The sequence below is a fragment of the Pseudomonas sp. S10E 269 genome, assembly GCF_002798465.1.
Lineage (GTDB): Bacteria > Pseudomonadota > Gammaproteobacteria > Pseudomonadales > Pseudomonadaceae > Aquipseudomonas > Aquipseudomonas pergaminensis.
The window spans coordinates 6158332-6172350 of sequence record NZ_PHIJ01000001.1 but is presented as its reverse complement, the minus strand read 5'-3'; the positions used below and the strand labels follow the sequence as shown (position 1 = coordinate 6172350).

Annotated in this window: 12 protein-coding genes; 9 read left to right on the top strand and 3 right to left on the bottom strand. The window is 63.1% G+C overall.

What is annotated here, in order from left to right; translation table 11 throughout:
• Positions 1-30 precede the first annotated feature (30 nt).
• Complete coding sequence (locus CWC48_RS28620) at positions 31-810, top strand: acetoin reductase (protein WP_058425756.1); 780 nt, start codon at positions 31-33, stop codon at positions 808-810.
• A gap of 121 nt (positions 811-931) precedes the next feature.
• Here CWC48_RS28620 and CWC48_RS28615 read toward each other — a convergent pair whose 3' ends face one another.
• Positions 932-2794 (bottom strand): sigma-54-dependent Fis family transcriptional regulator, encoded by a 1863-nt coding sequence (locus CWC48_RS28615; protein WP_100490979.1) that lies wholly within the window; start codon positions 2792-2794, stop codon positions 932-934.
• Between the two features lie 298 nt (positions 2795-3092).
• On the opposite strand from CWC48_RS28615, the gene CWC48_RS28610 reads away from it, so the two are divergent.
• From CWC48_RS28610 to CWC48_RS28600, 3 genes are read left to right on the top strand one after another with little or no spacing between them, the layout of a single operon-like run.
• The gene (locus tag CWC48_RS28610) at positions 3093-4073 is read left to right on the top strand and encodes a thiamine pyrophosphate-dependent dehydrogenase E1 component subunit alpha (protein WP_078048017.1); all 981 of its coding nucleotides are present in this window, start codon (positions 3093-3095) and stop codon (positions 4071-4073) included.
• Between the two features lie 23 nt (positions 4074-4096).
• On the top strand, positions 4097-5116 hold the full coding sequence (locus tag CWC48_RS28605) for an alpha-ketoacid dehydrogenase subunit beta (protein ID WP_071490080.1): 1020 nt from the start codon (positions 4097-4099) through the stop codon (positions 5114-5116).
• Positions 5113-6216, top strand: a complete 1104-nt coding sequence (locus CWC48_RS28600; RefSeq protein WP_099493795.1) for an acetoin dehydrogenase dihydrolipoyllysine-residue acetyltransferase subunit — start codon at positions 5113-5115, stop codon at positions 6214-6216. Before CWC48_RS28605 ends, CWC48_RS28600 begins: the two co-directional genes overlap by 4 nt.
• Positions 6217-6270: 54 nt before the next feature.
• Here CWC48_RS28600 and CWC48_RS28595 read toward each other — a convergent pair whose 3' ends face one another.
• Positions 6271-7167: a helix-turn-helix domain-containing protein gene (locus CWC48_RS28595; RefSeq protein WP_100490978.1), complete on the bottom strand. Its 897-nt coding sequence runs from the start codon at positions 7165-7167 to the stop codon at positions 6271-6273.
• Between the two features lie 139 nt (positions 7168-7306).
• Here CWC48_RS28595 and CWC48_RS28590 point away from each other — a divergent pair, with 139 nt between their 5' ends.
• From CWC48_RS28590 to CWC48_RS28580, 3 genes are read left to right on the top strand one after another with little or no spacing between them, the layout of a single operon-like run.
• Positions 7307-8665, top strand: coding sequence for a glutamine synthetase family protein (locus CWC48_RS28590; RefSeq protein WP_078048020.1), 1359 nt, complete (start codon positions 7307-7309; stop codon positions 8663-8665).
• A 23-nt stretch (positions 8666-8688) separates the two neighbouring features.
• Entirely contained in the window at positions 8689-9777 is a 1089-nt protein-coding gene (locus CWC48_RS28585; protein ID WP_078048021.1) for a polyamine ABC transporter substrate-binding protein, read from the top strand.
• Positions 9774-11066 carry an FAD-binding oxidoreductase gene (locus CWC48_RS28580; protein ID WP_100490977.1) on the top strand — a complete coding sequence of 431 codons (1293 nt, stop codon included), beginning with the start codon at positions 9774-9776 and terminating at the stop codon, positions 11064-11066. The genes CWC48_RS28585 and CWC48_RS28580 overlap by 4 nt, the downstream gene beginning before the upstream one ends.
• A gap of 120 nt (positions 11067-11186) precedes the next feature.
• Here the strand turns inward: CWC48_RS28580 and CWC48_RS28575 are convergent, their stop codons facing one another.
• The gene (locus tag CWC48_RS28575; protein WP_100490976.1) at positions 11187-12080 is read right to left on the bottom strand and encodes a LysR substrate-binding domain-containing protein; all 894 of its coding nucleotides are present in this window, start codon (positions 12078-12080) and stop codon (positions 11187-11189) included.
• A 113-nt stretch (positions 12081-12193) separates the two neighbouring features.
• On the opposite strand from CWC48_RS28575, the gene CWC48_RS28570 reads away from it, so the two are divergent.
• A complete protein-coding gene (locus CWC48_RS28570) occupies positions 12194-13198 on the top strand; it encodes an aldo/keto reductase (protein WP_100490975.1) in 1005 nt (334 codons plus the stop codon).
• 17 nt (positions 13199-13215) lie between these two features.
• The gene (locus CWC48_RS28565) at positions 13216-14013 is read left to right on the top strand and encodes an SDR family NAD(P)-dependent oxidoreductase (RefSeq protein ID WP_100490974.1); all 798 of its coding nucleotides are present in this window, start codon (positions 13216-13218) and stop codon (positions 14011-14013) included.
• The last annotated feature ends 6 nt before the right edge of the window (positions 14014-14019 follow it).

Below are 14019 nucleotides of genomic sequence, written 5' to 3'. Positions count from 1 at the left end.
GGCTTCCCTCATCAATTGCAGGAGAACGCCATGAGTATTGCTGGAAAAGTCGCGCTGGTGACCGGCGCCGGGCAGGGCATTGGCCGGGCCATCGCCTTGCGCCTGGCACAGGACGGTGCCGATATCGCCCTGGTGGACATCAATGGCGCCAAGCTCGAAGCCGTGGCCGCCGAAGTCGTCGCGCTGGGCCGCAAGGCCTCTGTGTTCGTCGCTGACGTGTCCAAGCGCGAACAGGTGGTGGCGGCGGTGGAGCATGCGCACCTGACCCTGGGTGGCTTCCACATCATCGTCAACAATGCCGGTGTGGCGCAGATCGATTCGCTGTTGGACGTCAGCCCGGAACAGGTCGAGCGCACCCTGGGCATCAACGTGCAGGGCGTGTTGTGGGGCATCCAGGCCGCCGGTAAGAAATTCAAGGCGCTCAAGCAGAAGGGCAAGATCATCAACGCCTGCTCCATCGCCGGCCATGAAGGTTTTGCGTTGCTGGGGGTGTACTCGGCCACCAAGTTTGCCGTGCGTGCCTTGACCCAGGCGGCGGCCAAGGAGTTGGCGAGCGCCGGGATTACCGTAAACGCCTACTGTCCGGGCGTGGTGGGCACCGATATGTGGGTCGAGATCGACAAGCGCATGGCCGAGATCACCGGCGCCGAAGTCGGTGCGACCTACAAGAAGTATGTGGATGGCATCGCCTTGGGCCGGGCGCAGACGCCGGAGGATGTGGCGGGGCTGGTCGCGTACCTGGCCGGGCCGGATGCGGACTACATGACCGGGCAATCGCCGCTGATCGACGGTGGCCTTGTCTACCGCTGACAGGTACTCAGTCCAATGTGGGAGGGGGCTTGCCCCCGATAGCAGTGTGTCAGCGCTGGAAGTATTGACTGATTCACCGCCATTGGGGCAAACCCCCTCCCACCGTATTGACCCCGTTGAATCAGCGAGTTTTGTTGGGCATGTCGATGCCCAGTCGGGTGACGCGGCGGTACAGCGTTGCACGGGAAATCCCCAGCGCCTGCGCGGTCGGTAACGGCTTCCAGCGATGGCGAATCAGCGCATCCAGCACCACCTGGCGCTCGGGGCTCACGCTCGCTTCAACCATCTCCAGTACCCGTTCCCCACGCACTTCCACCGGCAAATCCGCCACCTGCACCGTCCCGCCCTCACACACCGCACAGGCATACGCCAGCACATATCGCAGTTGCCGCACATTGCCCGGCCACGCGTACCCCAACAGCAACTCCAATGCCGCCTGGCCGATACCCACCGTGATACCGCTGTTGCGCGCTTCCTGTTCCAGCAAACGGTTGATCAGCGCCAGTTTGTCGGTGCGCTCGCGCAGCGGCGGCAGGCAGAAGCGCGCGCAGCCGAGGCGAAAGTACAGGTCCTCGCGAAAGCGGCCCTCATTGACCAACACCGACAAATCGCGGTGACTGGCGCAAATCACCTGGATATCGACGGTGCGGGTTTTCGCCGCGCCCAACGGTGCCACTTCACCTTCGGCCAGCACCCTCAGCAGGCGCGTCTGCAGGGCCAGAGGCATGTCGCCGATTTCATCGAGGAACAAGGTGCCGCCATCGGCCCGCACCAGCAGCCCGGGCATGCCTTTGCTGGCGGCGCCGGTAAAGGCGCCGGCCACATAGCCGAACAGCTCGCTCTCAATCAGGTTTTCCGGAATCGCCGCGCAGTTCACCGCCACGAACGGCCCACCGCGCCGGGCGCTGCGCTCGTGCAGTTGGCGGGCGAAGACTTCCTTGCCGGCGCCGGTTTCGCCTTGCACCAGTACCGGCAGGTTGCGGTCCTTGACCCGCACGGCCAGGCGCAGGTGTTCTTCGACACGGGCATCCACCAAGGGCACCAGCGGCGCTCGCGCCTGTTTGCGTCGGGGCGCGTTGACCCGCACGTGCAGCGCACCCGGTTCTCCCAGCCAATGCAGTTGCTGGGTGGACTGGTCGGTGACGGCGCGCAAGGCGCTCAGGTCGAACACCTCGCCGATGTGCGCCGGCACCTGGCCAAAGCGCCGGCGCAAGGCCTGGCGCGCCTTGCTGTTCAAGGCCAGCAGGCGGCCGTCCTGGTCCCAGGCCAGCAGCAGGTCGGGCTGGCTGTCCACATAACCCGGTGTGCTGTGGGCTTGCAGCACCCAGTGCTGCTGGGCGCTGTGCATGAAGAAGGCGTTCTCGATGGCCTCGGCACTGTGCGCCACCAACTGGCGTATCAGGTGCTGGCTGCGGCGGTCATCCGGCGATTTGAGCGCCGAGGCGTCCATCACTCCCAGCAGGTTGCCCTGGGGATCGAAGATCGGCGCGGCGGAGCAGGTCAGGCCGATGAAGGCTGCACGGAAGTGGTCGCGTTTGTGCACCGTCACCGCCGATTGACTGGTGAGCACGGTGGCCACGCCGCAGGTGCCTTCTTCGGCTTCCGACCAGCAGGTGCCGAGGTACAGGCCAGCCTTGCGGCAATCGCTGCGGATCGAGGCGTCCACGCGGTGGTCGATGGTCTGGCCCTGGGCATCGGTGAGCATCACGCAGTAGTCGGCCTGGCGCACACGGTGATGCAGTTGCCCGACGGCTTCGCCGGCAATGCGCATGAACAGTTCGGCGCGTTCGCGGCATTCCTTGAGCAAGGGTTCGCTGAGGATGCGTGGCCCCTGCAGGGAGCCGGGGTCCAGGTGGTGTTGCTCCATGGAGCGCCGCCACGAATCGAAGATCAGCGACGGCACCGGCGCCTGGGGCAGGCGGTCGGCATTGCGGACCACGCGACTGACGCAGTCGACGTGCTCCCTGGAGTTCGCGGCGAGCATAAGGCCTCCGGTTCTCGGTCTTTGTTGTTATGCCCGCCATTAAGCGCGCATGCGTCGGGCGCGACAAGCGCGGCCTGACCAACAGCCCGGCATGAGACGCAGCGTCTCAAACCGGCTGAGATGCCGCCTTCGAGTCGCAATGCCGCGTCTCATTCTGCGATCCCGGCCGGGTTGCGACAACCGCTCTGGATCAAGGTTATGCCAGGTTTTTTACAGCCTTGGCACAGGCTGTGCTGAAGGCCCTGTAGCTGACCACGATCAGCCTTCTGTGTGCCGAGACAACCTGGAGAACAACAAGATGTCCACTCACCTGTCCACCGATCAACTGCTGCATGCCTACACCGTGATGCGCACCATTCGTGATTTCGAAGAACGCCTGCACGTGGAATTCGCCACCGGCGAGATCCCCGGTTTTGTGCACCTCTACGCCGGCCAGGAAGCCAGTGCCGCCGGAGTCATGGCTCACCTCAACGATGAAGATTGCATCGCCTCCAACCACCGTGGCCACGGCCATTGCATCGCCAAGGGCGTGGATGTGTTCGGCATGATGGCCGAGATCTACGGCAAGAAAACCGGTGTGTGTGGCGGTAAAGGCGGCTCCATGCACATTGCCGACCAGGAGAAGGGCATGCTCGGCGCCAACGGCATTGTCGGCGCGGGTGCGCCGTTGGCGGCCGGTGCGGCGCTGGCCTCCAGGCTCAAGGGCAGCCAGGGCGTGGCCGTGGCGTTCTTTGGCGACGGTGGCTCCAACGAAGGTGCGGTGTTCGAAGCGATGAACCTGGCCTCGATCATGAAACTGCCGTGCCTGTTCGTTGCGGAAAACAACGGCTATGCCGAGGCCACCGGATCCGGTTGGTCGGTAGCGTGCAAGGACATCGCCGAGCGTGCCGTGGGGTTTGGCATGCCGGGGGTGATTGTCGATGGCAATGATTTCTTCGCCGTGCACGCAGCGCTTGGTGTTGCCGTGGAACGTGCGCGCAAGGGCGACGGGCCAACCTTGGTCGAAGTGAAATTGAGCCGCTTCTACGGCCATTTCGAAGGCGATGCACAAACCTATCGCGGCCCCGATGAAGTGAAGAACCTGCGGGAGCACGCCGATTGCCTGGCGCTGTTCCGCCAGCGTTGCAGCACTGAAGGCTGGCTGGACGCGGCGCAATTCGAGCGCATCGATGGCGAGGTCGCCCAGCTCATCGACGACGCCGTGCGCCTGGCCAAGTCGGATCCCAAGCCCCAGGCCGCCGACCTGCTCAGTGATGTCTACGTCGCCTACCACTCATAACAACAATTCGTGGAGAGAATTTCATGGCTCGCAAAATCAGCTACCAGCAGGCAATCAACGAAGCCCTGGCCCAGGAAATGCGCCGCGACCAGAGCGTGTTCATCATCGGCCAGGACGTGTCCGGCGGCACCGGTTCCCCTGGCGAGCAGGACGCCTGGGGCGGTGTGCTTGGCGTGACCAAGGGCCTGTACCCGGAGTTTCCCGACCGCGTGCTCGATGCGCCGCTGTCCGAAGTCGGCTACGTGGGCATGGCCGTCGGCGCTGCCACCCGTGGCATGCGCCCGGTGTGCGAACTGATGTTCGTCGACTTTATCGGCTGCTGCCTCGACCAGTTGCTCAACCAGGCCGCCAAGTTCCGCTACATGTTCGGCGGCAAGACCACCACGCCGCTGGTAGTGCGCGCCATGTACGGCGCCGGGCTGCGGGCGGCCGCCCAGCATTCGCAGATGCTCACCTCGATGTGGACACACATTCCCGGCCTCAAGGTGGTGTGCCCGGCCACGCCCTATGACGCCAAGGGCATGTTGATCCAGGCGATCCGCGACAATGACCCGGTGATCTTCCTCGAGCACAAGATGCTCTACAGCCTGCAGGGCGAAGTGCCCGAAGAGCTGTACACCGTGCCTTTCGGTGAAGCCAATTTTGTCCGCGAGGGCAGGGATGTGACCCTGGTGACCTACGGGCGAATGGTGCACATCGCCCTGGAAGCCGCGACCAGCCTGGCGCGACAAGGCATCGATTGCGAGGTGCTGGACCTGCGCACCACCAGTCCGTTGGATGCCGACAGCATCCTCGAAAGCGTGGAAAAGACCGGGCGCCTGGTGGTGATCGACGAGTCCAACCCGCGTTGCTCGATTGCCACCGATATCAGTGCATTGGTCGCCCAGCAGGGTTTTTCTTTCCTGCGCGCGCCAATCGAAATGGTCACCGCGCCGCACACGCCGGTGCCGTTCTCCGATGCGCTGGAAGACCTGTACATCCCCAACGCCGCGAAGATCGAAGCCGCGGTGCTGAAGATCGCCGACAAGAGGAATGCCGCATGATCCATACCTTGACCATGCCCAAGTGGGGGCTGTCGATGACCGAGGGGCGCATCGATGTCTGGCTCAAGCAACCCGGCGACCGGGTGGAGAAGGGCGAAGAAGTGTTGGACGTGGAGACCGATAAGCTCTCCAGCAGTGTCGAGGCGCCGTTCAATGGCGTGCTGCGCCGTGTGTTGGCACTGAGCGACGAAACCCTGCCGGTGGGCGCGTTGCTGGGGATTGTGGTGGAGGGCGAAGCCACCGAAGAGGAAATCGATGCGGTGATCGACAGCTTCAATGCCGGGTTTGTCTCCAGCAGTGCCGAAACCGAAGCTTCGGGACCGAGTGCGCAGAAAGTCGAGATAGGCGGGCTTCTGTTGCGCTATCTCGAGCTGGGCGAGGGTGGCACGCCGTTGGTACTGATTCACGGATTCGGGGGGGATCTGAACAACTGGCTGTTCAATCAACCGGTATTGGCCGCCGAACGCCGGGTAATCGCCCTGGACCTGCCAGGGCATGGCGAGTCGGGCAAGCAACTGCGTAGCGGCGATGCCGAGGAACTGAGCCTTGCGGTGCTGGCCTTGCTCGATCACCTCAGGCTCGACCGCGTACACCTGGCCGGGCATTCCATGGGTGGGCTGGTCGCACTGACCGTTGCCGACCAGGCGCACGCGCGTGTTGCCTCATTGACCCTGATCGCCAGCGCCGGCCTCGGCCAGGAGATCAACGGCGATTACTTGCAAGGGTTTGCCGACGCCAGCAACCGCAATGCCCTCAAGCCGCCACTGACCCAACTGTTCAGCGACCCCGCGCTGGTGACGCGGCAGATGCTGGAGGACATGCTCAAGTTCAAGCGCCTGGAAGGGGTAGACAAGGCGCTGCAGCAGCTCAATACCGCGTTGTTCGAGGGCGGACGACAGAAGCTGGACTTACGTCATCGCGTGGGCCGGCAGCCGAGCCTGGTGATCTGGGGCAGTGACGATGCGATCATCCCCGCCCGGCATGCCGAGGGGTTGGATGCCCAGGTGGAAATTCTGCCGGGGCAGGGGCATATGGTGCAGTTGGAGGCGGCGGAGCGGGTCAACCAGGTGATGGCCGCTTTTCTCAAGTCCCAACCTTGAAATACAGCCCAATGTGGGGGGGGGTAAGCCCCTTCCCACCATTTGGATTGGGTTTCAAACGCAACGCTTCAGGGTTTCGCTTGGAAGCTCTTTGAACAGGGCGCGGTAGCTGCTGGAAAACCGCCCCAAATGCCAGAACGACCAATTCATCGCCACCTCGGCCACGGTGGTCCCGGTTGAATTGAGCAACTCCCGCCGCGCCCCATTCAACCTGCGCAAGCGCAACCACTGCGCCGGGCTCATCCCGGTGTAGGTCTTGAACCCCTGTTGCAATTGGCGCAACGGCACCCCGGCGATCTGCGCCAGTTCCAGCAGGTTGACCGTTTCGTCCGGCGCGTCTGCTGCCCATTCGCCGATGCGCGCCATCAACCGGCGCTCTTCACTGCGCCGCTGCAACGAGTGACGGTCCAGGCACACGCAGGCGTTGTCGAGGATAAACAGGCAATCGTCGAGCAGTTGCTGGGTGAGGGCGTCGCGGCTGGCGGGGTCGATCTCGGCGGACAGGCGGGTGAGGGTGCCACTCAACCAACGGCTGAACAGCGCGTTCTGCTGGCAGGTCAGCGGCGCCATGAACAAACCTTCGAGTTTCGCCACATCCAGGCCGTGGCGCTGCACGAACTGCGGCCCGAACACCACCGCCACTTCACGGTAGTTTTCCGGGGTGATCCAGGTGTTGCGGCTTTCGCCATTGAGCAGGTATAGCGCGTTGTCGCTGCCGTCGAAACAGAACGCCAGAGCGCCGGCAGGCGCGTTGAAATGCTGCTCCACGCGGGTGTTCATGCACTCTTCGTACACCTCCACACCTTGCAGGTCGAGGTAGCGGATTTGCCCGGCAAAATGCCCGGGAGACATCTGCTGGTACTGCTGCACCCAGCCGGGGGTCGCACTGCATTGGGCGGCCACATCACCGGTGGTGAAGGCCTGTACGCGCAAAGCTGTTGCCTGTGTCATGGGAAACCTGGGCGCACTCTATTGGTGCGTTGTGGGTCGTGCAAAGTGGATAGATGCTGCCGTGCGGCGGCCTCAAGATAGACCTCAATGCGCCAGGAGTACAAGCCGGCGCATGCCCCCCACCCATGACGAGGTCCTTATGAACGCCCCCTTCGATCAGCTGTCCGCCTGGCTGAAAGAACACAAGATTACCGAAGTCGAATGCGTGATCAGTGATTTGACTGGCATCGCACGCGGCAAGATTGCGCCCACCAACAAGTTCCTGCATGAGCGAGGCATGCGCCTGCCGGAAAGTGTGCTGCTGCAAACGGTAACCGGGGACTTTGTCGACGACGATATCTACTACGACCTGCTCGACCCGGCCGACATCGACATGATCTGCCGCCCGGTGTCCAACGCCACCTACGTGGTGCCATGGGCCATCGAGCCCACCGCGATTGTGATCCACGACACCTTCGACAAGCAGGGCAACCCCATCGAGCTGTCGCCGCGCAACGTGCTGAAGAAAGTCCTGCAGCTCTACACCGACAAAGGCTGGCAGCCGATTGTCGCGCCGGAAATGGAGTTCTACCTGACCCAGCGCTGCGAAGACCCGGACCTGCCGCTGAAAACACCGATTGGTCGCTCCGGCCGCGCCGAGACCGGGCGCCAGTCGTTTTCCATCGACGCGGCCAACGAATTCGACCCGTTGTTCGAAGACGTCTACGACTGGTGCGAAGCCCAGGGCCTGGACCTCGATACGCTGATCCACGAAGACGGCCCGGCGCAGATGGAAATCAACTTCCGCCACGGTGACGCCCTCGACCTGGCCGACCAGATCACCGTGTTCAAGCGCACCCTGCGCGAGGCCGCGCTCAAGCACAACGTGGCCGCGACCTTCATGGCCAAACCCGTGGCCGACGAGCCGGGCAGCGCCATGCACCTGCACCAGAGCGTGGTCGACATCGCCACCGGCAAGCCGGTGTTCGTCGACGCCGAGGGCAACAAGAGCCAATTGTTCCTGCACCATATCGGCGGCCTGCAGAAGTACATCCCCAAGCTGCTGCCGATGTTCGCGCCCAACGTGAACTCGTTCCGCCGCTTTTTGCCGGATACCTCGGCACCGGTGAACGTGGAGTGGGGCGAAGAAAACCGCACTGTCGGCCTGCGCGTACCCACCTCCAGCCCCGACGCCATGCGTGTGGAAAACCGCCTGCCCGGCGCCGATGCCAATCCCTACCTGGCGATTGCCGCTAGTCTGTTGTGTGGCTACCTGGGCATGGTCGAGCAGATCGAACCGAGCGCACCGGTGGAGGGCCGCGCCTACGAGCGCCGCAACCTGCGCCTGCCATTCACCCTCGAAGATGCGCTGGCACGCATGGAGGACTGCGACACGGTCAAGCAGTACCTGGGCGATAAATTCGTGCGTGGCTACGTCGCGGTCAAACGCGCCGAGCACGAGAATTTCAAGCGGGTGATCAGTTCCTGGGAACGTGAGTTCCTGCTGTTGAGCGTCTAAAAAACCAATAAAGGGGTGTCGATATGCGTCTTGTGAAACAGCTTCTCCCGCTGGCCCTGGTGGCCGCGTTCAGCAGCACCAGCCAGGCAGCGCCGACGGTCAGCGTCTACAACTGGACCGACTACATCGGCGAGACCACCCTGGCCGACTTCCAGGCCAAGACCGGGATCAAGCCGATCTACGACGTGTTCGATTCCAATGAAACCCTGGAGGGCAAGTTGCTTGCCGGGCGCACCGGCTATGACGTGGTAGTGCCGTCCAACCACTTCCTGGCACGCCAGGTAAAGGCCGGTGCGTTCCTCAAACTCGACCGTGCGCAGTTGCCCAACTTCAAGAACCTCGACCCCAAGCTGCTCAAGCTGCTGGAGAAAAACGACCCAGGTAATGCGCACTCGGTGCCCTACCTGTGGGGCACCAATGGCATCGGCTACAACGTCGACAAGGTCAAGCAGGTGCTGGGCATCGACCACATCGATTCGTGGGCGGTGCTGTTCGAGCCCGAGAACATCAAGAAGCTCAACCAGTGCGGCGTGGCCTTTCTCGATTCGGCGGATGAGCTGTTCCCGGCGATCCTCAACTACATGGGCAAGGACCCGCGCAGCGAGAATCCCGAGGACTACAAGCAGGCCGAAGCCAAGCTGCTGACGCTGCGGCCGTACATCACCTACTTCCATTCCTCCAAGTACATCTCGGATTTGGCCAACGGTGATATCTGCGTGGCATTCGGTTATTCCGGCGACGTGTTCCAGGCCGCCAACCGCGCCAAGGAAGCCAAGAACGGCGTGAACATCGCTTATTCGATTCCCAAGGAAGGCTCCAACCTGTGGTTCGACCTGCTGGCGATTCCCGCCGACGCGAGCAACCCGAAAGAAGCCCACGCCTTCATTAACTATCTGCTCGACCCTGAAGTGATCGCCAAGGTCAGCGCCTCGGTGGGTTATGCCAACGCCAACCCCGCCGCCAAGGCCTTCATGGACCCGGAACTGGTGAACAACCCCGAGGTGTACCCGCCGCAGGAAGTACTCGACAAACTCTATATTTCCACCACGCCGACCCCGGCGACCATGCGCCTGATGACCCGCGCCTGGAGCAAAGTGAAGACCAACAAATGATTCAATCGACTGACCACGCCCGGTCCTACTACCGGGCCACGGCCAACGCCCTGGTGGAGCGCCCGGCACTGGGCGCCGACCTGACTGCCGACGTGTGTGTGATCGGCGGCGGGTTCACCGGCGTCAACACCGCCATCGAACTGGCCCAACGTGGGCTCTCGGTGATCCTGCTGGAGGCCCGGCGCATCGGCTGGGGCGCCAGCGGGCGCAACGGCGGGCAACTGATTCGCGGCATCGGCCATGACGTGTCGGGGTTTGCCAAATACGTGGGCGAGGAGGGCGTGCGCTACCTGGAACGCGCTGGCATCGAGTCGGTGGCGCTGGTGGGCGAGCGCATTCGCGAGCACAGCATCGACTGCGACTTGCGCTGGGGCTTTTGTGAGTTGGCGAATACGCCGGCGCAGTTCGCGGCGTTCAAGGACGAGCAGGCGCACTTGGCGCAACTGGGGTACACCCATGAAACCCGCCTGGTCGGTGCGCAGGACCTGCAACAGGTGGTCGGTTCGACCGTGTATGCCGGGGGGCTGGTGGACATGGGCTCCGGGCATTTGCATCCGCTGAACCTGGTACTGGGTGAGGCGCGGCTGGCCGAGTCCCTTGGGGTGCGGATCTTCGAGCACACCGAGGTGCTGGAACTGCTCCACGGCGACACGGTTCAAGTCCGTTGCGCCGGCGGTACGGTGCGCGCCGCCAGCCTGGTGCTGGCCTGCAATGCGCACCTGGAGGAACTGGAACCGCGCTTGAGCGGCAAGGTGCTCCCGGCGGGCAGCTACATCATCGCCACCGAGCCGTTGTCGGAAGACGTGGCCAACCAGTTGATCCCGCAGAACCTTGCGCTGTGCGACCAGAAAGTCGGCCTGGATTACTATCGATTGTCCGCTGACCGCCGCCTGCTATTCGGCGGCGCCTGCCATTACTCCGGGCGCGATCCGGTGGACATCGCCGCCTATATGCAGCCGAAAATGCTCAAGGTGTTCCCGCAACTGGCCCATACCGCCATTGAGTTTCAGTGGGGCGGGAAGATCGGCATTACCGCCAACCGCTTTCCGCAGGTGGGGCGCTTGAAGCAATACCCGAATGTGTTTTATGCCCAGGGCTATTCCGGGCATGGGTTGAACGTGACCCACTGGTGCGCAAAGTTGCTGGCCGAAGGTATCCACGCCGGCCACAGCACGGGCCTGGATATTTTCAGCCAGGTGCCACACATGACCTTTCCCGGCGGCAAGGCGTTGCGTTCGCCGCTGCTGGCGTTGGGGATGTTGTGGTATCGCCTGCGGGAGGTGATCTAACCGACACCACCATCCTAATGTGGGAGCGGGCTTGCTCGCGAAAGCGATCTTTCAGTGACACATGCACTGACTGATCCACCGCATTCGCGAGAAAGCCCGCTCCCACAGTTTTGAACGGCGTCAGGCCTTGGGTTCGGTTAGCACTTTGCGGAAGGTTTCCACCAGTGGCCGCAGGTTGATCCGATGCCACGCTGCCCACAATGGTGTGGTGTAGCTCAGCCACGGCAACTCCCGCAACACCACACCGGGTGGGGCATTGCGGCTCAGGCCTTTTTGTACCATCGCCACGCCCAACCCCGAAGCCACCAGGCCCAACGCGGTAAACGGTTCACCGGCTTCCATGGGGATCTGCGGGGTGAAGCCGGCGCGAATGCAGGCGGCCACAAAGTCGTCGGCGGGGTTGGCGCCAGGTTTGCGTTGCACGCCGATCCACTCCTGGCCGGCCAGGTGCTCGGGCAACAACTCGCTTTGATGGGCCAATGGATGGTGCTCGGGCAACGCCAGCAGCATGGGCTCGTCCAGCACTTGCCGTGCGATCAGGTCCGGGTCGTCGGCAGCCGGTGGTTCGCCGACCAGGGCGATGTCCAGGCTGCGTTGGCGCAGGCCTTCGAGTTGTTCCAGCGACGGCAGGTTATACAGCTTGATATGCACGGTGGGGCGGTCGTCGCGCAGGATGCGCAGGGCATTGGGCAATACACCGGCATGCATGGCGTTTTCGATATAGCCGATGCACAGGCCACCTTCTTCACCACGGCCCAGGCGCTTGCCCAGGGATTCCAGGCGATTGGCGTGGGTCAGCAAGGCCCTGGTTTCAGCCAGGAAAGTCTGGCCGTCGCGGGTCAGGCGGATGCGTTGCTGGCTGCGTTCAAACAGGGTCAGGCCCAGGCGTTCTTCAAGCTGGGCGATCTGCCGGCTCAGCGGCGACTGCGAGATGTGCAGGCGTTCGGCTGCACGGCCGACGTGTTCTTCTTCGGCGACCACTTCGAAGTAGCGCAGTTGGCGGAGATCGATCATGTTAGACCTACGAGGACTCAAGTTGGTCGCAGTATGTCTTGGACGGTCCGATCTCTGCAATCTAGGATCTGCTCAACGGTCACAGCGACCCCTGCACCCATTGAGGATCCACCATGAGCTTGAAAGATAAACTACCCGGCCAACTCGGCTTTGGCACCGCACCGCTGGGCAACATGTTCCGCGCCATTCCTGAAGACGAGGCCCAGGCCACCGTGGAGGCTGCCTGGAGCGCCGGCGTGCGCTATTTCGACACCGCGCCGTTCTACGGCTCGGGCCTCTCTGAAATCCGCCTGGGCCAAGCTCTGTCGCAGTACAACCGCGATGATTTCGTGCTCAGCACCAAGGTCGGCCGGGTGATTCTCGACGAAATCGAAGCAAGCCCCCGTGACCTCGGCGAAAAAAGCGGTGTGTTCGAACACGGTCGCCCGAACAAGATGGTCAACGACTACAGCGCCGACGCGACGATGCGCTCGATTGAAGACAGCCTGGCCCGCCTGAAAACCGATCGCCTCGACATCGTGTGGATCCATGACATCGCCCAGGACTTCTACGGCGACCAGTGGCTGGAGTACTTCAACCAGGCCCGTACCGGTGCGTTCAAAGTGCTGACTCGCTTGCGCGAAGAGGGCGTGATCAAGGCCTGGGGCCTGGGTGTGAACCGCGTCGAGCCGTGCGAGCTGACCCTGGACCTGACTGAAGCGCAACCCGACGGCTTTTTGCTGGCCGGCCGCTACACTTTGCTGGACCACGACCGCGCCCTGCAACGCTTAATGGATGCGGCCCTGGCACAGAACGTCGAGATCGTCGTCGGTGGCCCCTACAGCTCCGGCATCCTCGCCGGTGGCGCGCACTTTGAGTACCAGCCAGCCAGCCCGGCGATCATCAGCAAGGTTGAGCAGATCAAGGCGATTGCCCAGGCGTTTGGCGTGAGCGTAAAGGCCGCCGCGCTGCAATTCTCCCTGGCGCATCCGGCCGTGGCTGCGGTGATCCCAGGCGCCAGTCGTCCGGGGCGGATTGCCGAAGACGTTGCGGCGTTGTCAGAGAAGATCCCGGCAGCCTTCTGGCAGGCCCTGCGCGATGGCCGATTGATTTCGGACCGTGCACCACTGCCGCTTTAACTTCAGGAGTTCAACCCATGAAAATCGATGTAAGCGGCAAAGTGGCCATCGTCAGCGGCAGCACGGCTGGCATAGGCCTGGGCATCAGCCAGGCACTCGCGGCATCCGGCGCTACTGTGGTGGTAATCGGGCGTGAGGCCGGCAAGGTCGATGACGCACTGGCGAGCATCCGCCAGGCCGTCCCCGATGCGGACCTGCGTGGGCTGGTGGCTGACCTTGGCACAGCCGAGGGCGCAGAAAAACTCTTCGCCGCCGAACCGCGTGCCGACATCCTGGTCAACAACCTGGGCATCTTCAACGATGTGGATTTCTTCGAGGCCCCGGACAGCGAATGGACACGCTTTTATGAGGTCAATGTGATCTCCGGTGTACGCCTGGCGCGGCATTACGTGCCGGGCATGGTCGGGCAGGGTTGGGGGCGGGTGATCTTTCTGTCGTCGGAGTCCGGCGTGGCGACACCGGCGGACATGATCAATTACGGCGTGACCAAGAGCGCCAATCTGGCGGTGTCCCATGGCTTGGCCAAGCGCCTGGCGGGCACCGGTGTGACGGTAAACGCGGTGTTGCCTGGCCCGACCTTTACCGACGGCCTGGAGCAGATGCTCAAGGACGCGACACAAAAATCCGGGCGCAGTGCGCGGGACGAGGCGGATGTGTTTGTACGTAATGCGCGGCCGACGTCGATCATCCAGCGCGCGGCGAATGTAGATGAAGTCGCCAACCTGGTGGCGTACATTGCTTCACCCCTGTCGTCTGCAACCACAGGTGCTGCATTGCGGGTCGACGGCGGTGTTGTCGACAGCATGGCCATCTGAATTGTT